The organism is Corynebacterium mycetoides (genome assembly GCF_900103625.1).
In the GTDB taxonomy this organism is placed as follows: domain Bacteria; phylum Actinomycetota; class Actinomycetes; order Mycobacteriales; family Mycobacteriaceae; genus Corynebacterium; species Corynebacterium mycetoides.
The window spans coordinates 2191309-2214638 of record NZ_LT629700.1; the positions used below are offsets into that span (position 1 = coordinate 2191309).

Genomic DNA, 23330 nt, shown 5'->3' on the forward strand with positions numbered 1-23330 from the left:
TGAGGGCATCCCCTCCCGCACCCTCCGTATAGACATCGAGTGGGCCGCAACGTGTGGTGCGCAAGGCTGCGCTTAGAACCGCTCGCGCCGGCGGTTGGTGAATTTCCGGGAGTGGTTCGGCTGGCTGTCGCCGTAACGGTCGTGCAACATGCGTGCACGGGCACCAGAGGATGCGGAAGTAGGGGCTTGGGCATGGGCGAGACCCTGGGTGCCATTTTCCGGGTGAGTGGTGCGGAGGGCGCCCACCGTGTCGGAATCTGTCTCTTCGTCCTGGGAGTCCCCGGTCTGCTGCGAGGATGCGGATCCGTCGGCCAGCTCGGCCTCCTCGCGGCGCACGCGGCGGCGTTCCTTTAACTCCGCCCAGATGAAGTAGCCCAGGCCGAGCGGGCCATGATGCCAAAGGCGATCCACTGGAAGGCGTAGGACAGGTGTGAGCCGCGGTCGAGCATGGGCACCGGGATGGCGTTGATCTACCCGGCCTGTCCCTCGGCCAGCTGCACATAGTCCTGTGCGAGATCTGTGCCGGTCACCTCGGCGCTCTGCTCGGTGTTGATGCCGTAGACCTGGCGGTAGCCCTGGTCCTCGATCGGCGGGGACATCGGTGTCTGCTCGGCAAATCGGGCGTGGCCGAGAATGGACTGCTCACCGGTCGGCGGGGTGTCCATCGGGGGGACACCGCCCTCGAACGGCGTTTGAAAACCACGGTTGACCAGGATCACCTCACCGGAGTTCAGCTGGAAGGGGGTCAGGGCGTGGAAGGCGGGGGAGGAGTCGACCGGACGGTTGCGCATCAAGACCTCATCCTCGGGCAGATAGTGGCCCTCAAGGATGACCCGCGCCCATTCCTCCTCAGGCTCAATGCTGCCCTGGGCGTCGAAGACCTCCTCGGCGGGGACGGGCTCGACCTCGAAGGCGGCCTCGATCTGATCGTTGCGCTCGACGATGGCACCGTCCCTGCTCAGCTGCCATGGGGCCAGAAAGGTAAAGGAGAAATAGGAGAAGGCGATGATGGCGAGGACACCGAACACCCAGCCGGGCCGGAGGAATGTCCTCCAGCCCTTCTTCTGCGCGGCCCGCTCGTACCTGCGTTCATGTGTGCTGCTCACGGCCATGACTTCTACTTCCCCGTCCGGTGAGAAAATGCATTCTTTTCCAGTGTGCTGATGGGTGAAAACACTAGTAGACCCGGGTCTTTCCGTGCGCATCCTCATCCGTGGGAACCGTGGCCGTCGCCACCGGGTTGAGGTCAGGATGCTTGGTGCGGGCGGCCCGTAGGCCGTTGGTGATGACGATGACCTCGGCCACCTCGTGGACCAGGACCACCGCCGCCAGTCCCAGCACGCCGGTGATCGCCAGCGGGAGCAAAACGATGATGATCGCCAGGGACAGGACGATGTTCTGGTTGATGATGGCCCGTCCCCGGCGGGCATGGTGCAAGGCACGGGGGATCAGGCGCAGGTCATCGCCGGTAAACGCCACGTCCGCGGACTCGATGGCGGCGTCCGAGCCCCTGGCACCCATGGCGATGCCGATGTCTGCCGAGGCCAGGGCGGGGGCGTCGTTGATGCCGTCGCCGATCATCGCCACCGGACCCCGCTCATGCAGGTCAGCCACGGCCCGGGCCTTGTCCTCCGGGCGCAGCTGCGCACGGACGTCCTGGATGCCGGCCTCGACGGCCAGGGCCTGGGCGGTGCGGGTGTTATCGCCGGTGAGCATGGTGATCCCGAAGCCTTCGGCAGTCAGTGACCTGATGACCTCGGGGGTTTCGGGGCGTAGTTCATCGCGGACCCCGACTATCCCGACGGGTTGGTCGTCGCGGTGGACGATGACCACGGTCATGCCCTGTTCTTCCAGGGACTCCACCTCGGTGGCCAGAGGCCCAGGGGAAAGCCAGCGGGGGCTACCCACGGCAATCCGGGTTCCGGTGATGACTCCGGTAATGCCCTGGCCGGCGGCCTCCGAAACCTGCTGGGCCACCGGAGGGTGGGGTGCGGCGGCGGTGATCGCCGCGGCCAGCGGATGGGTGGAGTGAGCCTCCAGTGCCGCCGCCCAGTCGAGGACCTCGGCCCGGTTGACTCCCCCGGTGGTGAGCACCTCCGTGACGGTGGGTCGGTTGCGGGTCAGGGTGCCGGTCTTGTCCAGGGCCAGATGCCGGATGCCGCCGAGGCGTTCAAAGGCGGCGCCGGATTTGATGACCACACCGAATTTACTGGCCGCCCCGATTGCCGAGACCACCGTGACCGGCACCGAGATCGCCAACGCGCACGGGGAAGCGGCCACCAAGACGACCAGGGCACGCTCGATCCACACACCGGGATCACCGAGCAGGGAACCGATGGCGGCCACGAGGATGGCCAGGATGAGGACCCCGGGCACCAGGGGGCGGGCCAGACGGTCAGCGATCCGGGCCCGTCGGCCCTTGTCGTTCTGGGCCTGCTCCACCAGCTTGACGACGGTGGTCAGGGAGTTGTCCGTGCCGGCGGCGGTGGCCTTGACCTCGAGGGCGCCGGAGGTGTTGATGGATCCGGCCAGCACCGCATCGCCGGGCCCGACTTCGACGGGGATGGATTCACCCGTGATCGCCGAGACATCCAGGCTGCTGTGACCTGAGCGGACCACCCCGTCGGTGGCCAGGCGTTCCCCGGCGGCCAGGCGCAGAATGTCCCCGGGGACGAGGTCTTCGACCTGTACGGTGCGGGCACCCCCGTGAGCAGCGACGATCGTGGCGGTCGAGGGGATGAGTGTCAGCAGGGCGCGCAGGCCCGAACGGGCCTTGTCCATCGCCTTATCCTCCAGCGCCTCGGCGATGGAGTAGAGGAAGGCCAGGGCGGCGGCCTCCTCAATGAATCCCAGCAGGACCGCACCGGTGGCGCTGATGGTCATCAGTAACCCGATGCCCAGTCGGCGAGAGGTGAACAGCCCCTTGAGTGCCCCGGGAACGAACTGGGAAGCACCCAGCAGAAGGGAAACCCAGAACAAGGTGGTGGCCATCAGTCCGGCCCCCGGGATAAACCACTCGAGGATCAGGCCGAGGAGCAGGGTCAGTCCGGAAGCCACCGGGAGGAGGATGGCGCGGTCACGCCACCACGGGGTGTGCTCATCTTCTTCGGTCATCGGTGCGGACGGTTCACAACCACAGGCAGACGTCATGACTGCTGGCCTCCGTCCGTATCGCAGCAACCGGCAACCGGGCACTGCGGGTCCAGGCAGGCGGCGTCCTCATCGACGGCGAGGGTGGTCTCCAGCAGAGCGGTCAAGGCCTGAGCCAGGTGGGCATCAGCAATGTCATAGCGGGTGCGCCGCCCCTCTGGCTCGGCGACCACGATCCCGCAGTCCCGCAGGCACGTCAGGTGATTGGAGACGTTTGAGCGCGTCAACCCTAGTTCCCGGGCCAGTTGCGCCGGATAGTTCGGGGCATCGAGCAGGGACAACAGAATCCGGGACCGCGTGGGATCGGCCATGGCACGACCCAGGCGGTTCATCACATCGAGACGGGAAGCAATGGTCAGCATGCGCTGACCATACAGTGGTGAATGACTAATCTGCAAGCATCCCCTGGCGGGGTCGTCCTCGGGTACCTGGCCAGCATCAGGTGGGGGTCCTGAGACATATCCGGAGGCAGGAAGAGGGGCCCGTGGCATGGCACATCTGCACGGGAGGATGTACCGGGTGCCTCTTTCACTCTTTAACGCGCGTCACGACGTCGGACGACCAGGACACCGGCACCGGCGATGGCCCCGAAGACGGCCAGTCCCACGAGGGTCGGGACTATCAGATCGCTCCATCCGGAGGTGTCTTCCTCGGCGGTGTTCTCGGCAGCGGGGGTCTCCTCCACCGGCTCGGCGTCACCCGTGGTGGCAGCGGCCGCGTCGCCGGCGACGGTGAAGGTGGTTGAGCTGCGGGTGGCGTGGCCGTCGGAGGAGAGGATCTGGAAGCCCACGGTGTAGTCGCCTGGTCCACCACTGATATCCGCCGGCAGGTCGAGGGTCACCAGTCGATCCTTGATGGTCGGCTCACCACTGAACAGGAGGTCACCGGAATCCTGATCGGTGATGGCCACGGTGCTGAAACCCTCCTGGGGAAGCCCCGAGAACTCCAGTTCGATGCTGCGCGGGAACTCCTCGACCACCTCACCGTCCGCGGGATTGCCACCGATCACCGAGTCATGCGCAAGGGCAGCCGGGGTGGCTACGACACTCAGGGCACCGACCGCCACCACAGCGGCGATGACACGACGAGGGAGCATGGGAGAGATGATCACGAAAGTCCTCCTGGACTGGGCCGGCTCTTCAACCGGATGTGAGCGACTAAGGCACCTGCTTGCGGGAGGTACCAAGAGAGTGGTCGGAACGGACGGGGGGAAAGTTCCCGGCCACGCCGCCTTCACCGGGTGTTGTTCTTCACAGGTAGATGCACCCCTGCAGGGGGTGAACCGGGGGAAGATACTGGTCCCTGGGCAATTTACAAGAACACCAGCAGGCCCCATTAGGGTGAACCCCACGCCAGCTTCCGAACGCATCAGGAGAGCGGAGGCGGCTTGGACGGCGAAATGGACACAGATGACCCACCCGGTAAATGACACCCCCACTGCCACGGATACGACCGCAGGGAAGACCCCCACCATCGGGAGCCGGCCTCAGGAGCGGGTACGCCCCACGTGGCCGTTGTACTTGCTCTTTCTCGCCGTCGCCGGTGCAGTCGGCGGGACGGTTGCCTACAGCTTCCTCGGCGAATCCCTCGCGGCCTTGGGGATCCCCAACCCGGGCATCGCGACCACCTTCGGGTTGCCGTTTTTCCGCGCGGTCGGTTGGATGCTCGCTGCCCTGTCGGCCGGTTCTTTCCTGTTCTCCGCTTTCCTCATCTCCCCACGGTTGCCCGGCGGTGATAACGACCGCCTGCACCAGGCCTCGTTGAGTGTGGACGGGCACCTGGCCTCGCGTACCGGTGCAGTCGCGGCCCTCTGCTTTGGGCTTGTTGCGTTATTGATGATCCCGCTGGTGATCTCGGATGTCTCCGGCACACCCCTGGCCCAGACACTGGGAATGGAAGCCCTGGTGGTGGCCCTCCAACAGGTGGCCATGGCCCAGGTGTGGCTGATCGTGGCCCTTATTGCCCTGGTCACCGGACTTACAGGCATGATGAACCGGGCGTGGATCACCCAACCCCTGCTCCTGCTCGGGGCGATTCTCATGGTCGTCCCTCTGGGCCTGACGGGACACTCTTCCTCGGGTGGTAACCACGACCACGGCACCAACTCCTACCTGTGGCACCTGATCTTCCTGGTCATCTGGGTCGGCGGGCTCATGGCCCTGCTCGCCCACGGGCGTCGCCTGGGACCTGACCTGGATATTGCGTTGCGTCGCTATTCGACGATCGCCCTGGTCTCCATCATCGTCATGGCCATGTCCGGGCTGGTCAACGCCGCCATCCGCATCGAGCTGACGGATCTGTTGACCACCCGTTACGGGTTGATCATCGTGGCCAAGACCATCGGCGTGATTATCCTCGGTGTCTTCGGGTGGATCCACCGGGCGTGGGTCATTCCGCAGGTGCAGGCCAACCCCGCTGATCGCCGCCTGTTCCGCCAGGTCGCCATCGTCGAGGTGCTTGTCATGGCGGCGGTCACCGGTATCGCCATCACCATGGGGCGCACCCCGCCGCCCCCACCGCGCATCCCGAACCTCTCGCAGATGGCCACCAAGCTCGGCTACGAGCTGTCCGAGAAGCCCACCATCCTCAACGTGTGGGGCATGTGGCGCTTTGACCTGCTGTTTGGTGCCCTCGCCCTGCTGCTGGCCGTCGGCTATCTGGCCGCTGTGTGGCGCACCCGCCAGGCAGGTCACACCTGGTCGAGTACCCCCACCGCCTGGTGGTTGGCCGGATGTGTGACCCTGCTGGTGACGATGAGCTCCGGGATCGGGCTGAATATGCCCGCGGTCTTCTCGGTGCACATGGTCGGCCACATAATCTTGTCGCTGGTCATCCCCATCTTCCTGGTGCTGGGTGCCCCGCTGACCCTGCTGATGACCGCCTTCGCCCCGGGGGCCCCGGGTAGGCCGAATATCCACGACTGGGTGCGCGCCTTCACCCGCAGCCGGTTGGTGGGGGTGATCACCCATCCGGTGGTCAACACCCTGCAGTTCCTGGTGTTCTTCTACGTCATGTACCTGTTCATCCCGCTTTATGAGCTGCTGATCTCCAAGTACGCGGGGCAGCTGATCATGAACGCCGTGCTCCTGGTCTCCGGTTGCTTCTACGTCTGGGGGATGCTCGGACCCGACCCGATCCCGCGCCGGCGCCCGGCCACCATCCGCCTGGGGTGGCTGGTTGCCTCCCTGCCTGTCCACCTGCTCGTCGGGGTCTATCTCCTGCGCCTGGACACGATTCTGGGCGAGGAGTTCTACCGCTCCCTGCTCCTGCCCTGGGAGCTCGATCTGCTCGCCGACCAACGCACCGCCGTCCTGGCCTGGGCCACAGGTGTGGTCCCACTGGCCGTCGTCGCCCTCCTGCTCATCGGCCAATGGCCGGGCACGGTCGGGAAAACCACGGGCAACGAGGAAAAGACCACCACCGGTAGCAACGCCGAGAACGAAAACCACACCGCATTCCTCGGCCCCACCGCGGACGGTAAGACCCCCACGTCCGACCACGGCATCCGGACAACCGACCAGCCTTAACCACCCCGGTCTCACCGCCGGCCCCTCACGGGGCCAGCGAGGAACTGGCCGCGTGACCTCCTCCCGGGCTCCCGCGGCCATGGCCCATGCCTCGACGAGCTCAGCGACAAGCCCGAGACAGGCCTTTCCCCTGGTGATCCCGCCCGCCCATCACAGACCCCTCTCCGACTAGGAGCCGAGGAAACTATGATATAGATCACTAAATGGACTCCGGAGGTGACTTCGGTGGGGATGAGGGGTTAACGTTACCTCCATCAGGTAACGGAACGGTCACAATTTCGTCTCTAACGAGTACAACGGTGAGATCGAGTGTGGCGGGACAACGGACAACGACGGAAGAAGATTCATGCTCATGAAGGCCCAGCGATCAGCCGGAGGAAAACACCGCAAGATCCCCACCTCGCAAACCAAGAGCCGCGTAGCCCTGGTGGCCGTGGCCACGGGAGCGGTCTCGTCCGCGGGTATCGGGGGTGCCGCCGCCGCCACGCTGCAGACCCAGGCTGAAGCCTCGATCTCCCCGCAGGACACTGTCGGTGGCGTGCAGTTGGCCACCAATGACACCGCGCTGCCCCCGGACACGACGGAGACGGCCCCGCAGATCCTGACGATCTCAGAGTATAAGCCGGTAACCAATATCAACGAGCAGTTGGACAAGGCGGTTGAGTACGCCGCCGAGCGCACCGAGGCCGCCCGCGCTGAGGCCGCACGTCTGGAAGCAGAACGCATTGAGGCAGAACGCCTGGCCAACGCCTCATCCGTGGTCAAACCCACTGAAGGCACCTTCACCTCCGGTTTCGGTATGCGCTGGGGCAGCCTCCACGCAGGACTAGACATCGCCAACGTCGTGGGCACCCCAATTCTTGCGGCCATGGGTGGCACCGTCATCGACTCCGGACCGGCTTCCGGTTTCGGCCAGTGGATCCGCATCCAGCACGATGACGGCTCCATTGCCGTCTACGGCCACATGGAAACCCTCGATGTCAGCGTGGGTGAGCAGGTCACCGCCGGCCAGAAGATCGCCGGCATGGGCAACCGAGGTTTCTCCACCGGTTCCCACCTGCATTTTGAGCTCTACCCGACCGGCAGCGGCGCCGTCGACCCCGCCCCCTGGTTCGCCCAGCACGGCATCACCTTCTAACCTTCCCCCCCCACCCGGGAGAAAACCCGGTCCTGACCCTCAGGCCAGCGCCTGTGGTCCGGATGTAAACATGCTCCCGGTCATCTCACACTCCTCCGCCGAGGGCACCGAGGAGTAGTACAGGGGATTGTGTACTGTCTACGATTATGAGCACGGTGACCGTCACTCACACCTCGGCGTTGTCCCGGGTGGGCCATGCCCTGTCCGATGACACCCGGACCGGGATCCTGTTGGCCTTGCGCCACGGGCCCGCCCGACCCTCGGACCTGGCCCGGCAGCTGGATGTCTCCAAACAGGTGATGTCGAATCAGTTGGCCTGTCTGCGCGGATGCGGGCTGGTGGCCTCCACCCCCAGGGGCGCAACGTCTGGTATTCACTGGCTGACCCCCAACTGGGTCACGCCCTCGGTGAGTTACTCGAGTTGGTGGTCACCATCGATCCGGCCTGTTGTTCGCCGGACGGGTGCACCTGCTCATGACCGCCTCGGTCCTGGAGGACTTCGTCGCCACCTTGCCGGGTCCCCCGGGGCCCACGGCCTCGACACCCCTTAATTTCCACCAGCGATAGAACGGACCCCTCGTGAGCACCCCCACCAACCGCACCACCTCCACCCGGCCCTCCGGGAATTGGAGAAAAGCCCAGATCATTGTCTGGGCGTTATTGGCAATCGTCGTCATCGCCGGGATCGTCGCCTTTTTCCTCGGCCGATCCGACTCCGCTTCTGCGCCCGCCCCGGAAACCGTGGCCAGTGATGCGGGGCAGGTGGTCCGGGACAACAGTCGGGTGCTGTCCCAGGCGCCGAACGAGAAGGCCGTGCTGGTGGAGTTCCTCGACTTCGAGTGCGAGGCCTGCCGGGCGGCTTACCCCTTCGTGGAGGAACTGCGTGCGGAGTACTCCGACACCGTCACCTTCGTCAACCGTTACTTCCCGCTGCCGGGTCACCGCAACTCCATGCCCGCTGCCGTGGCTGTGGAGGCTGCCGCCCAGCAGGGCCAGTACGAAGCGATGTACCACCGGATGTTTGAGACCCAGTCTGAGTGGGGTGAGTCCGCCGAGGACAACAGTGCGGTCTTCCGCGGCTTCGCCGAGGACCTGGGTCTGGACATGGCCGCCTTTGACGCCGCTGTGGCCGATCCGGCCACCGAGGAACGGGTCCGACTCGATGTGGCTGACGGCACGGCCCTGGGTGTGCGCGGCACCCCGACCTTCTTCCTCGACGGTCAGCTCCTGACCCCGGACTCCCTGGAGCAGTTCCGGGCCGAGGTCGACGCGGCCGCCGCCGACTAACCCGAATCCATGACGCACCCAGCCACCGCCGACGACAATGAGGTTCTTGTGACCGAGACGAACGACGACACCTTCCTGCCGGTCTTTGCCCGCCAGCGTCCTTTCGCCCTCATCCTGCTGGTCACCGGCGTGATCGGCTGGGTGGCCTCCGGCATCCTGGTGCTTGAACGCCTGGCCCTCTACGAGGACGCCGAGCATGTCACCACCTGTGACATCAACGCCCTGGTCTCCTGCGGAAAAGTGATGGGAACCTGGCAGTCCGAACTCTTCGGCTTCCCCAACCCGTTGATCGGCATCGTCGCCTTCGCCGTGGTCATCACCACCGCGATGGCCATGCTGTCGGGGGCACGCTTCGCCGACTGGTACTGGGGAGGTCTGCAGGCGGGTGTGACCGTGGGCCTGCTGTTCATCATCTGGCTGTGGTACCAGGCGCTGTTCGTCATCCATATTTTGTGCCTGTACTGCATGGTGGTGTGGGCGATGATGGTCCCGCTGTTTATCCTGCTCACAGTACGCAACCTCGCCCACGGCCTCTTCCCCGCCTCGCCTGCTGTGGTGCGGTTTGCCTCCCAGTGGGCAGGCACCCTGATCGCCGTGGTGTACGTCGCTGTGGCCGCCTCGGTGTTTTTCAGCTTCTACTCCGATTTCACCACCCTTTGACGCTCATGCCCTGTGGTTTTTCACGCCTCTACCGACAGCCCGGGGCTCACGCAGCTGCCTGCCGGCAGCACTGACGACCCCCACCACCAGACCCGGTGACGGTGGTGTCGCTTGAGCCCTGGGGCTTTGTCCAGTGTTGGACGAGCAGCTGCTGGGCCTCGTCCTGGCTGAGTTCATTGATGACCTCAGGGGATAGACGAAGATCCTGTTCCAGGGCCTGAAGCAGCCACGGCGGCAAGGTGGAGGTCGGGAAGGTGCTGTTGCAAAGTTGGGGCGGCAGGCAAAGCGCCGTGGAATGATCGAGCCTATGGCTATCTTTGAAGCGTCCTGGTTTTCGTTCCGCTTATTGAACGCCCAACGGGTGGGCGAGTGATTGTTGATAGTAGGCGTCTTCCATCTCTTGTGGAGTGATGTATCCCAATGACTCGTGCAGGCGATGGTTATTCCACCAGTACACCCAGCGAAGGGTCGCGATCTCGACTTCCCCAACCGACGCCCACGGCCGGTGGGGATAGATCAGCTCGGTCTTGTATAGACCGTTGACCGTTTAAACCGGCCTGGGTTTGTGAGAGGGCATGATGTAACGCAGGAGGAACATCATGGCTATCAGCCCCTACGACCAGGAGACCCGCCAGCGGGCGGTGCGCCTGTACTTCGAGGAGCTCGCTGACGGCGCTTCATCCAAGGCAGCCGCACTACGCGCTGTCGAAGCTGTCATCGGCATCAAAACATCCACTATCCGCAACTGGGTACGCGCAGAAGAGAAAAAGGTGGACGTCGCCGTCGAGCAATCCGACGCCGAGAAAGACGCGGAACTTATTACCCTGCGCAAAGAAAATGCCCGGCTCAAAGAAGCCAACGAGATCCTGAAACTGGCCTCAGCTTTTTTCGCCCAGGCGGAGCTCGACCGCAAACTGAAGTGATCGTGGACTTCCTCCGCACTCACCGGCACCTGTATTCCATCGAGCGGATGTGCCGCGTGCTCAACGAGCATGAATACGCTATTTCACCAGCAACGTTCTACCGCTTCCAGGCCCGTGGTTTCGGGCCCACCCCTGCCGAGCTGGACGAGGCTTACACCGCGCACCGGCTCTTTGAGCTGTGGCGGGCCAATCGGCGGGTCTACGGGCGACGAAAACTATGGAAAGCCGCCCACCGGGCAGGCTGGAACATCGGCCGTGACCAGGTGCAACGCCTCATGAATATCCTTGGAATCGCGGGTGTACTCTGAAGCGTCCTGGTTTTCGTTCCGCTTATTGAACGCCCAACGGGTGGGCGTGTGATTGTTGATAGTAGGCGTCTTCCATCTCTTGTGGAGTGATGTATCCCAATGACTCGTGCAGGCGATGGTTATTCCACCAGTACACCCAGCGAAGGGTCGCGATCTCGACTTCCCCAACCGACGCCCACGGCCGGTGGGGATAGATCAGCTCGGTCTTGTATAGACCGTTGACCGTTTCCGCCAACGCGTTGTCGTAGGAATCGCCGACGGTGCCAACGGACGGATCAATCCCAGCTTGAGCAAGCACCTCACTGTAACGAATGGACACGTACTGCGAGCCGCGATCGCTGTGATGGACAAGTCCTTCAGCACGGAGATCACCTGCGTGATAAAGAGCATGCTCAAAAGCCTCAAGAGGCAGCTCATCGGTGCGCATGCTCGCCCTGGTGGCAACCCCGACAATCTTGCGGGAGTACGCATCGGTGATGAACGCGGTGTACGCAAACCCCGACAGGGTACGCACGTAGGTGATGTCAGCGACCCACAGCCGGTGCGGCGCTGACGCGGTGAAGTCACGATTGACCAGATCAGGACGACAATCCGGGACATCAGCCCGAAGCGTTGTGATCGGAGTGCGGCCCCTTCTGCGGCCTTGGATGCCGGCGAGTTTCATCAACCGTGCCGTCTGATCACGACCGATGTCCCAGCCGGCGCGCTGCATGGCCTTCCACATCTTGCGTACCCCGTACACGCTGAAGTTGTCCTCGAAGACTTTCACCAATTCGGGGATAAGCAGCGCGTCTGACAAGCTCCTGGCCGACGGGGCTCGTGTTTTCGCTGCTCGGTAGCCACGAGAGGTGATAAACCCACATTCTGTCTGCCTTAACGTGCGACAGATGGCCTCGACCCCGAAGCGATCGCGATACGTGTCGATGTATTCGATCATCTTCTGGTGGGACGGTCGAGTTCCGCTGCGAAAAAAGCTGAAGCGGTCTTCAAGATCTCGTTTGCCCTGCGCAGCTCTTTGTTCTCTTGCCGCAGACGCTTCAGTTCGTCGTCGACCGACTCGCCAGTGCTCCGCTGAACGTCGGGGGACGCTTTGACAGGTTTCAACCAGTTGTTGAGCGTGTGCGCCGAGACGCCGAGCTTCTCGCCGATCTCCTCCGCCGCCGCCCACTTCGAGCACCCCTCAAGCTCAACGAGCTCCTCGGCTAACCGCACCGCCTTGTCCTTGAACTCGTCACTGAACTTCCTAGGCATGGTCCAATCCTCCTCTAGAAACGATCGGAACTAAACCCAGGACACTTCACTTCTCGGGTCGACGTGTCCCTCGCGAGGTCATCCTGTGGGCAGTACGGGGGTATTGCCGCTACGGCATCAACTATCGAGACCTCGAGGGAATGATGACCGAGCGCGGCGTGCGGTTCGATCGCACCACGATTTACCGGTGGGTGCAGAAATACGCCCCTGAGCTGGACAAGCAGACACGGTGGTACCGGCAGGTACCTGATTGGCAGGCCAGTTCTTGGCGGGTGGATGAGACCTATATCCGGGTCGGCGGGAAGTGGTGCTACCTCTATCGGGCGATCACCACCGGTGGGCATACCCTGGGCTTTTATCTCTCCCTGAAGAGAAACGTGGCGGCGGCCAAGCGTTTCCTGGTCAAGACTCTGAGTCAAATACTTTAGCTGGGTATCCCAGAGTGATCAACACCGATAAAGCACCCTCCCTAGCCAGGGCAATCGCCGAGTTGAAGTCAGAGGGAATCTGCCCGCCAACAGTGGAACACCGGCAGGTGAAATACCTCAACAACGTCCTGGAAGGCGACCATGGTCGGCTGAAGCGGGTCCTCGGGCCGGAAGGCGCGTTTAAGAACCGGACATCTGCGTACCGGACGCTCAAGGGTATGGAGGCGATGCACTCATTGCGGAAAGGGCAAGGCACGATGTTTGACCTCACGGGCAGCCGAATCCGGATGCGGTGATCGTCAGCCGGGGGTTCGGGTTGTGCCCCTTAGTGTGGTGTAATGCTTGCAGATGGTGGGCCCTGCGAAATAGTGGGGTGGCCACCGCCAGTAACCTTTCGACTCAACTACCACATCTCACCGAAAGGCACATGACGATGACCACTGCACCGTATTCTATCGACCCGGCAACCTACTTGGATGATCTGCTCGCCCAAGCTTCCCCGGACCTGATGCGGCAGATGCTGCAAGGGTTTATCAACCAGATCCTCTCCGCCCAGGCCGACACCGTTTGCGGCGCCGAATACGGTGTTGCTTCCACCGAGCGGGTCAACCACCGCAACGGGTACCGCCACCGTGACCTTGACACCCGTGTCGGCACGATCGATGTGGCAGTACCGAAGTTGCGCCACGGAGCGTTCTTCCCGGACTGGCTGTTAGAGCGCCGTACGCGTGCAGAACGGGCACTCTCAACGGTGATTGCCACGTGCTATCTCAAGGGGGTCTCCACCCGCAGGATGAATGACCTGGTGGCAACACTTGGGATTGCCAATATGTCGAAATCCCAAGTCTCACGCATGTCGGAAGAACTCGACGAGATGGTCGCCGACTTCAAAAACCGCCCACTCGATCCCGGCGGGTACGCCTACCTGTCGTGCGACGCGCTCACGATCAAAGTCCGTGAAGGCGGCCGGGTGGTCAAATGCTCCGTACTGCTTGCCACCGGGGTCAACGCCGACGGCTACCGCGAAATGCTCGGCATGCACGTCGCCACCGCGGAATCCAACGCATCGTGGAAGGCTTCTTCCAAGATCTAAAAGCCCGCGGGCTGCGTGGTGTCTATTTGGTCACCAGTGACGCCCACGAAGGCATCCAGCACGCCATCTCCGAAGTGCTGCCCGATGCATCCTGGCAGCGGTGCCGCACCCACTTTGCGAAAAACCTCTACGAGAAAGTCCCAAAGACCCAGTGGCCGATGGTCTCTGCGATGTTCCAGACCATCTTCCAGCAACCCGACGCCCAATCCACCTGGGCCCAAGCCCGCGAAGTGGTCGACCTGCTGGAACCGAAGTTCCCACAGGTTTCGGCGTATTTGGAGGAATCACTCGATGAAGTGTTGGCGTTTACCGCAGCGCCGAAACCAGTGTGGACGAAGGTGTGGTCGAACAACCCCACCGAGCGGTTAAACCGGGAAATCCGCCGGCGCACCGATGTCGTGGGCATCTTCCCGAACCGCGAATCCATCATCCGGCTTGTCGGGGCGGTTCTTGCCGAGCAGCATGACGATTGGATCCAGCAAAAACGCTACATGTCACTGTCCGCACTCGAACACACCAAACATCTCATGCACCGACAAGGAGACGACCATGGTGACCAGCACCAGCTAACCGCCTAATCAAACACCGAACTTCATACCGAGCCGAAAGCACACACGGCTACACCACTACACGGGACTTGACCCGGCACTTGAGGTGGCGGCCAGCAGGGACGTCGACAAGCTGTCAAAGCCTATCTGCCTCGCGGTGCGCTGTGGTTGCGTGCGGGCCACCAGAAACGCTCGCCGAGCAGCTGCACGGCCGCCGGAACCACGAGTGTCCGCACGACAAGGGTGTCTAGGAGGACACCGAGACAAATCACGATGCCGATCTGCGCTAGCACTACGAGCGGGAGCACGCCGAGGGCCGCGAACACGGCGGCCAAAAGGATGCCCGCCGAAGTGATCACCCCGCCGGTGCTGGATAGAGCGCGAAGGATTGCCTCGGGGGTGCCGTACTCCTCCGACTCTTCTCTCGCGCGGGTGACCAGGAAGATCGTGTAGTCGATTCCCAGGGCCACGAGAAAGACGAATGCATAGAGCGGAGTGCTCGAATCGAAACGCTCGAAACCGAAGATGTGGTGCGAGACCCACCAGCCCAGCCCGAGAGCAGCGACGTTAGTCAGTAAGACCGAGGCGGTCATGACTAGCGGTGCGGCGAGTGATCGCAGAATGACGATAAGGCTGAGCAGGATCAAGAGGAGAACCGCGGGAAAGATGACGCGCCGATCTTCGCCCGCGGCGGTTTCGGTGTCAAACAGCTCCGCGTCTGGCCCGCCTACGCTCGCATCGATCCCGTCCAGGGCCCGGCGAACCTGCTCGGTGTCTCCCCCGGAGACCTCCAGCGATCCCTCGGCTGGTGTGACGGAGAGCCCGGCGGCCTCGAGCGCCGCGGTGGCCTCATCAGGGAAATCGGTGGACACAACAGCGGGCGTGGCAGATGCGTCGGGGAACTTTTCTCCAAGTGCCTCAGCGGCGCTGATGGATTCAGGCTTATCGATGAACTGGTCGGATTGTGTCAACCCGGTGGTCACCTGGAGAGTGCCGAGACTCATCACTCCGAGCGCGGCGAGGGCGGTGGCAAGGATGGTGGCCGGGCGCGCATGGACGAAGCCGCCAACCCGGTCGAACAGGCGGTGTTCTACTCTCTCTTCTATCCTGGGTGCGCGCGGCCAGAAGATCCACCTGCCGAACAGCACTAGGACACCAGGGAGTACGAAAGCCCCGAAAAGTAGCGCGACCGTCACACCAAACGCGGCGGCGGCGCCGAGGGCCCTTGTTGTGGGTGTCTGGGAGAATAAAAGACAGAGGACACCGAGGATCACGGTGAGCGCGGACGCGCAGATAGTCTTCACCGTGGGCAGCCAGGCGCGCGACATCGCCTCGAACCGGTCATCGTGGTGGGTGAGCTCGTCCCGGTAGCGTGAAATCAGCAAGAGCGCGTAATTCGTTCCGGCACCAAAGACGAGCACGGAGAGGATGCCACCGGTCGAATCATTCCACTGCATCCCCATGAGGTCGAGGAAGCGCGGATACATTGCGGCGACCAGTCTGTCCGCCACACCAATGACCAGAAGTGGAATGACCCAGAGGATAGGGGAGCGGTAGGTGAACACCAGCAGCACCGCGACGATGACGGCGGTGACCGTTAGAAGCTTGAAGTTGGCCCCGGAAAAAACCCCTGACAGGTCGGCGCTGATGGCAGCCGGGCCCGTAACCTGAGATTCGACACCAGCTGGCAGATCAGCAGAAGCGCGTTCACGCAGCTGGCTGACCGCGTCGACGTTGTCACTGAGTGATTCAGATGTTACCTCCACGGGCACGATCGCGGCATCGATCGCCGCGTTGGGAACCAAGGGCCCGCCCAGCTCACTGGCTTTCCGCTGCAGTTCACCGAAGGACTCAGAGGTTAGCCCGGTATAGAGCACGATCGCTGCTGCGGATTCGTCGCCGCTCTCACCGCGCTCTGCTGCGACGCGGGTGGAGTCGAATCCATCTGGAAGCATCGCGGTGGCCGACTGCGGCGCCTCTATCGGACTGAGGGAAATAAGGAACGCAGCTAGGCCAATCAAAACTAGCGACAACCAGCGCAGTGAGCGGATAAGGGACGGCGGCACGCCAGCTCCTTCTTTCGGGGTAGTTGACTCCACCCACAATATCCGCCGACCTTTACATGCGATCCCTTTTAGTCGAGTAGTCTCGCACTCACCTCAAACGGTTCGAGGCTCCGAGGTGATTCCCAATGCTCGTTTGTTCACCTGAAATGCGGGGTCAGAACCGAAAATCACCTGTTTGGCCGAATCTAATCCGATAGCCCAGGCCTCGTCCGTTCCAATCTGCCCGCTGCCCCCAAAACCCGATCCCCTACCAGGAGAAATTTGAACTAGCCCCCGAAAGTTGGACTGGTTTAATTCTAGGCGGTGAGGGCTTCACGGGTCTGATTCCGATATTGCATCGGGGTCAGGCCCTGGAGTCGTTGTTGGATGCGTTCGGTGTTGTACCACTGGATGTACTCGTCGATCGCTTGGTTGAACTCCTCGACGGTGTCGAAGACTTCACCGTGGTACATCTCGGTTTTCACGTGCCCGAAGAGGTTCTCCATGACTGCGTTGTCGTAGCAGTTGGCTTTTCGCGACATCGACTGAACACCTCCGTTATCGCCGATCAGGTTGCGCCACGAGGAATGTTGGTACTGGAAGCCTTGATCGGTGTGCATCATCCACCCGGGTTCAGGTGCACATGCCGCGATTGCCTTGGATAAAGAATCGGCGGTAAAGGCTGTCGACGGCGATGTGGCAACGGTGTGAGCGACGATGGAGCGGTCGAACAAGTCCATCACCGGTGACAGGTATATCTTGCGGCCTGCGACCCTGAACTCGGTGACGTCGCTGACAAAGACGGTGTTTGGCTTATCCGGGGTGAACTTGCGGTCGAGCTTGTTGTCAGCGATGTGGCTGATTGTCCCAGCGTAGGAAACATAAGGCCTGCGTTGGCGGATCTTGGCTCGAAGACCCATCTCATGCATGAGTTTGTAGACGAGTTTGTGGTTGACCACCCAGCCCTGGTTGCGCAGGTCAAGTAGCACTCGCCGGTAGCCGTAGCGATGCTTGTTGCGTTCGAAGCTTTCCCGAATCGCGTCTTTGAGCACAGCATGTTTATCTGGCTCGATGAGTCGTTTCTGGTGGTAGAAGAATGTCGACCGTGGGATGCCAGCGGCGTCTAGGAGGTACTCCAAGCGGTGGTGCGACTTGAGGATGACGATCGCTTGAACTTTCAGGCGCGTCCCTGGTTCCTCAAGTCCCGCAATTTTTTTAGATACACGTTTTCCGCTTCCAACCGTGCGATCTGACGGCGCAGCTTGTCTTCTTCTGTAAGCCGCTTCGGTGCGGCCGAGCCTTTGGGTCTGCCCTTCGGCTTCGGTTTCAACGCCTCATCGCCGCCTTTGCGCCATTTCCAGGACCAATCTTTGACGAGTTGGTCTGACGACAGGCCAAACTCACGTGCAAGATCCATCCTTGTCTCGCCGGCAAGGTGGCGCTGGACAACTTCCTTCTTGATGTCGAACGAGTACTGCTGCTTAGTCGGTTTCTCCACAAGACATAGCCTGCCATGCAGCTGAAACCGACGACGCAGCGTACGGACGGCGTATTTGGAGACACCAAGAGTCTTGGCAGCGGTTCCGTAGCTCATGCCTTGCTCGAAACACTCCACCAGCTGCTCACGCTGATGTTCGCTCAGCGAACTTCGTGCTCTCAATGGAAACTGCTCCCCACTAGTTGGTAACTGATTTCTCAGTCCAACTAATGGGGAGCAGTTCAATTCCCGGTAGGGGATTTTGCTACTTAACCCGCAGTGGCTCTAATCCTCCGCCACGGTGACGGTGACATCGATATTCCCGCGGGTGGCTTTCGAGTAGGGGCACGTCTCGTGGGCAGCGTCGGCAAGCGCTTGGGCATCCTCCGGGGCGATGCCGGGGATGGTGACCTCAAGCACGACGCTGAGGAAAAATCCCTCGGAGCCCTTGTTGAGGGTAACGCGCGCGCCGACGGCGGAGTCGGTGACATCAGCCTTCTTGCTCTTGGCCACGGCCTTCAACGCAGAGTGGAAGCAGGCGGCGTAGCCGGCAGCGAAGAGCTGCTCAGGATTAACGCCCTCGCCATTGCCACCCATTTCCTTCGGGGCGTTCATGGTGAAGTCGAGGCTGGAGTCTTGGACTACAGTGCGGCCATTGCGGCCGTCGCCAGTGGAGAGCGCTTCGGTGGTGTATGCGGCGGTCATGAATAACTCCTTTGTTTGTTGACGGGGCCTTCGGCCACCGATCGTACGCGGGAAAGCAAGCTAGTTCGCCAGAGCCGTGACGAGTTCCCTCGACGTGGTGAACGCCTCACGCGAGGCGTTGTCGGAGCACTCGCGCAGGATGTAGTGGATGGCAGCGCCAGACCACATTCGCGGCTTTGTGAATTGCTCCTCACTAGTCGGTGACTGGGCTATCAATCCAACTAATGAGGAGCAGTTCAGGTGTCGCTTTCGACGCCCCATTTCTGGCGTGGACGCTAGAGCTCCGGCGACACCAAAATTTTCACCGCGGTCTCGTTGCGGTTGATAAGGGTGTCGAAGCCCTCGTCGACGACGCCGTCGAAACCGATCTTGCCGGTGATGAACGGTTTGAGGTTGACCTTGCCCTCCTCGACCAGCTTGATGGTCTTCGGGTGGTCGTGCGCGTAGCCGATGATGCCGCGCAGGGTCAGCTCCTTCATCACCACAGCGTGGATGTCGAGTTCGGCCTTCTTGGACCAGATGGACTCGACAACCAGCGTGCCCTGCAGCTTGAGGCAGTCGACGAGCTGGTCGAGCACCACATTGACCGAGGTGCACTCGAATGCGACATCAGCGCCCTTGCCGTCGGTGATCTTTTGGATCTCTTCCTTGAGGTCCTGCGACGACGGGTCGATAGCGTGGTCTGCGACGCCGGCATCGAGCGCTTTCTGGCGGCGCAGTTCCGACAGCTCGGAGACGACCACTGTGCAGCCGTATGCCTTAGCGACGGCCGCGGTGAGCAGGCCGATCGGGCCCGCGCCACCGATTAGCGCCACATCGCCTTCGTTAGCCCCGGAGGCGACGAAGCCGTGGTGGGCGACAGACAGCGGTTCAATCAACGCGGCCTCGTCGAGCGGCACATCGTTGTTGATCGGGTGGACCCAACGGCGCTGCACCGCGATCTGCTCGGACAAGCCGCCACCGCCACCGGCCAAGCCGATGAAGTTGACGTCCGGGTGCAGGTTGTACGGGCCCGGCTTCGTCGGGTCGATGTCGTCGGGGAGCACGTACGGTTCCACAATCACATGCTGGCCGACCTCGATGTCGTCCACGCCGTCGCCGAGGGCCGCGACCACACCGGAGAACTCGTGGCCAAGCGTGACCGGCATTTCCTCGCCGGTCACTGGGTGCGGGGCACCCTTATCCGGGACGAAAATCGGGCCGTCGAGGTACTCGTGCAGGTCGGTGCCGCAGATGCCGCACCAAGCGATGTCGATCAGCACCTCGCCCGGGCCTGCGACAGGCGCATCGATCTCCTCGACGCGGATGTCCTTTTGACCGTGATAGCGAACTGCTCTCATAGGAACTCCTTTCAAAATGGTACAAAGACCATTTTAGCTGTCAGTTTCCCAAACAGACCGAGTTGTGCAGTTACTCACATGGGCCCGCTTTTCCTTAACGCCTTTCGGGGGTGGCGGAAACCCAGCCGGGTCAGTGAGTTAAGCGAGCGCGCCGCTTAGAACCGCAGCAGTCCCTGCTGTGCTGTTCTGTCCTGCCGCCGAAAACGCCAGACCCTCATCGACCACTTCTGCTCCATCACGGCACCCGGCAGATCTAGCAATTTTCCGGGTGCCACGATATCAACTTTGTTTCCTACCGCTCCCAGACGCGGTGGGAGGCGAGAAGCTCCGTTACCGCGTCAACAGCCTGGGAGGGGGAGGAGACGGCGACGATACCGGGCTGATCGACTGCGATGCGAGCGGCACCCAGTGCGACGGAGGCATCCGGCCCGGCGAGGACAATCGCCTTCTTGTGGCGGTCGAACTCGCCCAGCATCGTGGCCACCTCCGGGGTGGCGGGTGGGTTGACCACCACGGCAGCGTCGAACTCGATGGACCGGGCGGTGAGATACGTGCGGGACACGGACACCTCCTCGCCATCCAGGGTGAGAGTGCCGCCCTTCGTGGAAACGATCATCGGAGTGATGCCGGCGTCGAAAAGCTCGTTGAGAAGCGAGCCGACCCCCTCCAGCGCCTGCTCCGGGCTGACCAGAACCGCTACCTGGCGACCGTCGACAGGCCAAGTCTTGCCCACCTGGGACAGCGCGGGCGACGGGGTGACCTCCGCGACCTCGTGCGGCTGCGGGTGAGGCAGGCCGAGGTTGTCCGCGACGGTCTCGGCGAGCCCCTGGTCCACGTGGGCGAGTACGTCCAGGTATCGTAGCTTCACAGCTTCCTCGTAGCATTTGCCCAGTTCGAAAGAGAACGCGTCGGTCAGGTGCTGCTTCTCCACGTCCGACAGAGACAGGTAGAACATGCGTGGCTGCGAGAAGTGGTCTTCGAAGGAAGCCGGGTTCTCACGGGTGATGTGGCCCTCAACGGGCTGCGGGACGTCGATAAGCGCACCCTCGTTGACGCTCGCCTCGGTGGGGTTGCCCTTATCCAGGCTGTTCGGCTTGTAGGGTGCGACGCCGGTGTGCGCGCCCTGCTGGTACATGCCGTCGCGGAGGTTGTCGTTGACGGGCGCGTGCGGGCGGTTGATTGGCAGCTGGGAGAAGTTCGGTCCGCCCAGTCGGCTGATCTGGGTGTCCAGGTAGGAAAACAGGCGTGCCTGCAGCAGCGGGTCGTTGGTCACGTCGATGCCCGGCACAAGGTGGCCCGGGTGGAAGGCGACCTGCTCGGTCTCTTCGAAGTAGTTGCCTGGGTTCCTGTTCAAGGTCAGGGTGCCGATGATCTCCACCGGGGCGAGCTCCTCGGGGACGATCTTCGTCGGGTCAAGCAGATCAATGCCCTCGAACATCTGCTCCTGGGTGTTCGGGAAGACCTGAACACCCAGGTCCCACTCGGGGTAGGCGCCGGCCTCGATGGCGTCGGCGAGATCACGGCGGTGGAAATCCGGGTCCACCCCGCCGGTGATCTGCGCTTCCTCCCACACCTGGGAGTGGACGCCGAGACGCGGCTTGAAGTGGAACTTGACCAAGGTGGTCTCACCGGCATCGTTGATCATGCGGAAGGTGTGGATGCCGAAGCCCTCCATGGTGCGGAAGGAACGGGGGATTCCACGGTCCGACATGTTCCAGAAGGTGTGGTGAGTGGCCTCCGTGTGAAGGCCCACGAAGTCCCAGAACGTGTCGTGCGCGCTCTGTGCCTGGGGGATCTCCCGGTCCGGGTGCGGTTTGGCGGCGTGGATGACGTCCGGAAACTTGATACCGTCCTGGATGAAGAACACCGGAATGTTGTTGCCCACCAGGTCCCAGGTGCCCTCGTCGGTGTAGAACTTGACGCCCCAGCCACGGGTGTCGCGCACACTGTCGGCGGAACCGCGGGAGCCCAGCACAGTGGAGAAGCGCACGAAAACTTCGGTTTCCTTGTCCTTGGCAAACACTCCCGCCTTAGAAATCTTGGAGGCTGCGCCGTTGGCCTTGAACACGCCATGCGCACCTGCGCCGCGCGCGTGGACCACACGCTCAGGGATGCGCTCGTGGTCGAAGTGGGTGATCTTTTCGCGGAAGTGATGGTCCTGCATGAGCAGGGGGCCACGCTCACCAGCGCGCAGCGAGTGGCTGGTCTCGCTCAGGCGCGCACCCTGAGCGGTGGTCAGGAACTCACCCTGCTGGGCGCGGGGATCTGGCTCGCCGGCCCCGATGTGGAACGGGCAGCCGGTCGGGGAGACCGCCTGCGGCGGCTGCTGGTCCGCTTTCGATTCGGGAGGCGTAGCCGGGGTAGTGGGCTGGTTCTTGTCCGGGGTGGCGTTGCCCGGGGTGCCGGGGGCCTTGTCGCCCTGCGGGGAGGCTGCGGGGTTGTTCTTCGGGGACATCTTCTCACCTACTGCAAATCGGTTGTTGCTTACGTAGGCGAGAGTAGAGAAAGTCGCCTGACGGGCGCGCCCTTAGACCCTCACCTGGGGTCCGTCGAATCCCGACGGGTGTTGTGGCGGTTTGTTGTGTCCGCAAGCTTGTCGATGCCCACCTGGCCCAGCGCCTTGAAATCCCCTCGTCGTGCCCCGGTCCATTGTAAAAATACTAGCGTGCCGGGCGATGTTTGCTCTGGTAAACATTGAGGTCATGTCCACTTCCCGCACTGACCTGAATAAACAATCCCCGTGGGAGGTCTTCACGATCTTCACGCGGCTCGGCTGTACTTCCTTCGGCGGGCCGACAGCGCACTTGGGATACTTCCGGGACGAATTCGTGGAGAAGCGCAAGTGGTTCTCGGACAAGCAGTACGCGGACCTGGTGGCGCTGTGCCAGTTCCTGCCCGGCCCGGCGTCGAGCCAGGTGGGCATGGCGATCGGCCTGCAGCGAGCCGGGTATTTGGGCATGTTCCTGGCGTGGGTGGGTTTCACCTTGCCGTCCGTGGTGCTCATGGTTGCGTTCGCCCTCGGGGTGGCGCAGCTGGGTGATATCAGCGAGGCTGGCTGGCTGCTCGGCTTGAAGGCGGCGGCTGTCGCTGTCGTGGCGCAGGCTGTGTACGGGATGGCGAAGAACCTGGTCACAGGTAAGATTCACGCGGCGATCGCAGTGGCGGCGCTAGTGCTCGTTCTGCTCGTGCCGCATCCGCTCATCCAAGTCGGCGCGATCGCGCTCGGCATCCTCGTCGGCCTGGCTTTGTTACGCGGCACAGGGCGAGAAAACGACAAGCCCCGTGAAGACACCGGCTCCCGCACCGCCGGGGCGGTAACCTTGGTCAGCCCGCTGCATGTACTTCATTTTCCTGGAGCCCTTGCTCGGCGACACGGATCGCGGAACCTTAAGCCTTAGGAGGTCTCGAAAGCAGGTCAACGACGACGAGGTGGGCGACCGCGTAAGCGAG

The 23330-nt window shown here is 62.6% G+C and carries 16 protein-coding genes and 6 pseudogenes; 10 read left to right on the forward strand and 12 right to left on the reverse strand.

Features of this window, described 5'->3' with window-relative positions; genetic code table 11:
- Window positions 1–72: 72 nt before the first annotated feature.
- The 4 genes and pseudogenes from BLS40_RS10530 to BLS40_RS10545 all read right to left on the reverse strand — a co-directional run bounded on the left by BLS40_RS10530 (window position 73) and on the right by BLS40_RS10545 (window position 4246).
- Window positions 73–1112 (reverse strand): annotated as a pseudogene (locus BLS40_RS10530) (SURF1 family cytochrome oxidase biogenesis protein).
- 64 nt (window positions 1113–1176) lie between these two features.
- Window positions 1177–3150: a heavy metal translocating P-type ATPase gene (locus BLS40_RS10535; protein WP_172808030.1), complete on the reverse strand. Its 1974-nt coding sequence runs from the start codon at window positions 3148–3150 to the stop codon at window positions 1177–1179.
- Window positions 3147–3512, reverse strand: a complete 366-nt coding sequence (gene cmtR, locus BLS40_RS10540) for a Cd(II)/Pb(II)-sensing metalloregulatory transcriptional regulator CmtR (RefSeq protein WP_035120002.1) — start codon at window positions 3510–3512, stop codon at window positions 3147–3149. The genes BLS40_RS10535 and cmtR overlap by 4 nt, the downstream gene beginning before the upstream one ends.
- 173 nt (window positions 3513–3685) lie before the next feature.
- Window positions 3686–4246 (reverse strand): copper resistance CopC family protein, encoded by a 561-nt coding sequence (locus BLS40_RS10545; RefSeq protein WP_042622850.1) that lies wholly within the window; start codon window positions 4244–4246, stop codon window positions 3686–3688.
- Window positions 4247–4559: 313 nt separating this feature from the next.
- On the opposite strand from BLS40_RS10545, the gene BLS40_RS10550 reads away from it, so the two are divergent.
- The 5 genes and pseudogenes from BLS40_RS10550 (at window position 4560) to BLS40_RS10570 (ending at window position 9762) form a co-directional block, all read left to right on the forward strand.
- Complete coding sequence (locus BLS40_RS10550) at window positions 4560–6677, forward strand: bifunctional copper resistance protein CopD/cytochrome c oxidase assembly protein (RefSeq protein WP_092151904.1); 2118 nt, start codon at window positions 4560–4562, stop codon at window positions 6675–6677.
- 346 nt (window positions 6678–7023) lie between these two features.
- Window positions 7024–7815 carry a M23 family metallopeptidase gene (locus tag BLS40_RS10555; protein WP_092151906.1) on the forward strand — a complete coding sequence of 264 codons (792 nt, stop codon included), beginning with the start codon at window positions 7024–7026 and terminating at the stop codon, window positions 7813–7815.
- Between the two features lie 146 nt (window positions 7816–7961).
- A pseudogene (locus tag BLS40_RS10560) lies at window positions 7962–8293 on the forward strand (ArsR/SmtB family transcription factor).
- Between the two features lie 101 nt (window positions 8294–8394).
- Window positions 8395–9102, forward strand: a complete 708-nt coding sequence (locus tag BLS40_RS10565) for a thioredoxin domain-containing protein (protein ID WP_035123040.1) — start codon at window positions 8395–8397, stop codon at window positions 9100–9102.
- A 9-nt stretch (window positions 9103–9111) separates the two neighbouring features.
- Window positions 9112–9762, forward strand: a complete 651-nt coding sequence (locus tag BLS40_RS10570) for a vitamin K epoxide reductase family protein (protein ID WP_035123041.1) — start codon at window positions 9112–9114, stop codon at window positions 9760–9762.
- A gap of 343 nt (window positions 9763–10105) precedes the next feature.
- Here BLS40_RS10570 and BLS40_RS10580 read toward each other — a convergent pair.
- A pseudogene (locus BLS40_RS10580) lies at window positions 10106–10309 on the reverse strand (integrase core domain-containing protein); the annotation flags it as partial.
- A 52-nt stretch (window positions 10310–10361) separates the two neighbouring features.
- Here BLS40_RS10580 and BLS40_RS10585 point away from each other — a divergent pair.
- Complete coding sequence (locus tag BLS40_RS10585; RefSeq protein WP_231908457.1) at window positions 10362–10685, forward strand: hypothetical protein; 324 nt, start codon at window positions 10362–10364, stop codon at window positions 10683–10685.
- Window positions 10686–10687: 2 nt separating this feature from the next.
- Complete coding sequence (locus BLS40_RS10590) at window positions 10688–10993, forward strand: IS3 family transposase (RefSeq protein WP_231908458.1); 306 nt, start codon at window positions 10688–10690, stop codon at window positions 10991–10993.
- Window positions 10994–11015: 22 nt separating this feature from the next.
- On the opposite strand, the gene BLS40_RS10595 is transcribed toward BLS40_RS10590, so the two are convergent.
- Together BLS40_RS10595 and BLS40_RS11280 are read right to left on the reverse strand one after the other, a co-directional pair.
- Window positions 11016–12101, reverse strand: coding sequence for an IS3 family transposase (locus tag BLS40_RS10595; protein ID WP_231908539.1), 1086 nt, complete (start codon window positions 12099–12101; stop codon window positions 11016–11018).
- Window positions 12050–12244 (reverse strand): annotated as a pseudogene (locus BLS40_RS11280) (IS3-like element IS3501 family transposase); the annotation flags it as partial. The gene BLS40_RS10595 and the pseudogene BLS40_RS11280, both read right to left, overlap by 52 nt.
- Window positions 12245–12267: 23 nt before the next feature.
- Here BLS40_RS11280 and BLS40_RS10600 point away from each other — a divergent pair.
- Window positions 12268–12985: pseudogene (locus BLS40_RS10600) on the forward strand (IS6 family transposase); the annotation flags it as partial.
- A 120-nt stretch (window positions 12986–13105) separates the two neighbouring features.
- A pseudogene (locus BLS40_RS10605) lies at window positions 13106–14343 on the forward strand (IS256 family transposase).
- Between the two features lie 113 nt (window positions 14344–14456).
- Here the strand turns inward: BLS40_RS10605 and BLS40_RS10610 are convergent.
- From BLS40_RS10610 to BLS40_RS10630, 5 genes are all read right to left on the reverse strand, one after another.
- Window positions 14457–16379, reverse strand: coding sequence for an MMPL family transporter (locus BLS40_RS10610; RefSeq protein WP_231908459.1), 1923 nt, complete (start codon window positions 16377–16379; stop codon window positions 14457–14459).
- Window positions 16380–16675: 296 nt separating this feature from the next.
- A protein-coding gene (locus tag BLS40_RS10615) for an IS3 family transposase (RefSeq protein ID WP_231908460.1) occupies window positions 16676–18018 on the reverse strand; the annotation gives its coding sequence in 2 pieces (ribosomal slippage) (window positions 16676–17577 and window positions 17577–18018; 1344 coding nt in all).
- Window positions 18019–18120: 102 nt separating this feature from the next.
- Window positions 18121–18540, reverse strand: a complete 420-nt coding sequence (locus tag BLS40_RS10620; RefSeq protein ID WP_092151910.1) for an organic hydroperoxide resistance protein — start codon at window positions 18538–18540, stop codon at window positions 18121–18123.
- 275 nt (window positions 18541–18815) lie between these two features.
- The gene (locus BLS40_RS10625; RefSeq protein ID WP_076599928.1) at window positions 18816–19880 is read right to left on the reverse strand and encodes a 2,3-butanediol dehydrogenase; all 1065 of its coding nucleotides are present in this window, start codon (window positions 19878–19880) and stop codon (window positions 18816–18818) included.
- A 292-nt stretch (window positions 19881–20172) separates the two neighbouring features.
- A complete protein-coding gene (locus tag BLS40_RS10630) occupies window positions 20173–22335 on the reverse strand; it encodes a catalase (RefSeq protein WP_092151912.1) in 2163 nt (720 codons plus the stop codon).
- A gap of 247 nt (window positions 22336–22582) precedes the next feature.
- Here BLS40_RS10630 and BLS40_RS10635 point away from each other — a divergent pair, with 247 nt between their 5' ends.
- On the forward strand, window positions 22583–23278 hold the full coding sequence (locus tag BLS40_RS10635; protein ID WP_092152283.1) for a chromate transporter: 696 nt from the start codon (window positions 22583–22585) through the stop codon (window positions 23276–23278).
- Window positions 23279–23330 lie beyond the last annotated feature (52 nt).

Excerpts from the sequence above, each read along its gene's own strand:
- cmtR (WP_035120002.1), bottom strand. The coding sequence starts at position 3,512 with ATGCTGACCATTGCTTCCCGTCTCGATGTGATGAACCGCCTGGGTCGT.
- BLS40_RS10635 (WP_092152283.1), top strand. The coding sequence starts at position 22,583 with ATGTCCACTTCCCGCACTGACCTGAATAAACAATCCCCGTGGGAGGTC.
- BLS40_RS10550 (WP_092151904.1), top strand. The coding sequence starts at position 4,560 with ATGACCCACCCGGTAAATGACACCCCCACTGCCACGGATACGACCGCA.
- BLS40_RS10625 (WP_076599928.1), bottom strand. The coding sequence starts at position 19,880 with ATGAGAGCAGTTCGCTATCACGGTCAAAAGGACATCCGCGTCGAGGAG.
- BLS40_RS10620 (WP_092151910.1), bottom strand. The coding sequence starts at position 18,540 with ATGACCGCCGCATACACCACCGAAGCGCTCTCCACTGGCGACGGCCGC.
- BLS40_RS10630 (WP_092151912.1), bottom strand. The coding sequence starts at position 22,335 with ATGTCCCCGAAGAACAACCCCGCAGCCTCCCCGCAGGGCGACAAGGCC.
- BLS40_RS10545 (WP_042622850.1), bottom strand. The coding sequence starts at position 4,246 with ATGCTCCCTCGTCGTGTCATCGCCGCTGTGGTGGCGGTCGGTGCCCTG.
- BLS40_RS10535 (WP_172808030.1), bottom strand. The coding sequence starts at position 3,150 with ATGACGTCTGCCTGTGGTTGTGAACCGTCCGCACCGATGACCGAAGAA.
- BLS40_RS10585 (WP_231908457.1), top strand. The coding sequence starts at position 10,362 with ATGGCTATCAGCCCCTACGACCAGGAGACCCGCCAGCGGGCGGTGCGC.
- BLS40_RS10570 (WP_035123041.1), top strand. The coding sequence starts at position 9,112 with ATGACGCACCCAGCCACCGCCGACGACAATGAGGTTCTTGTGACCGAG.
- BLS40_RS10555 (WP_092151906.1), top strand. The coding sequence starts at position 7,024 with ATGCTCATGAAGGCCCAGCGATCAGCCGGAGGAAAACACCGCAAGATC.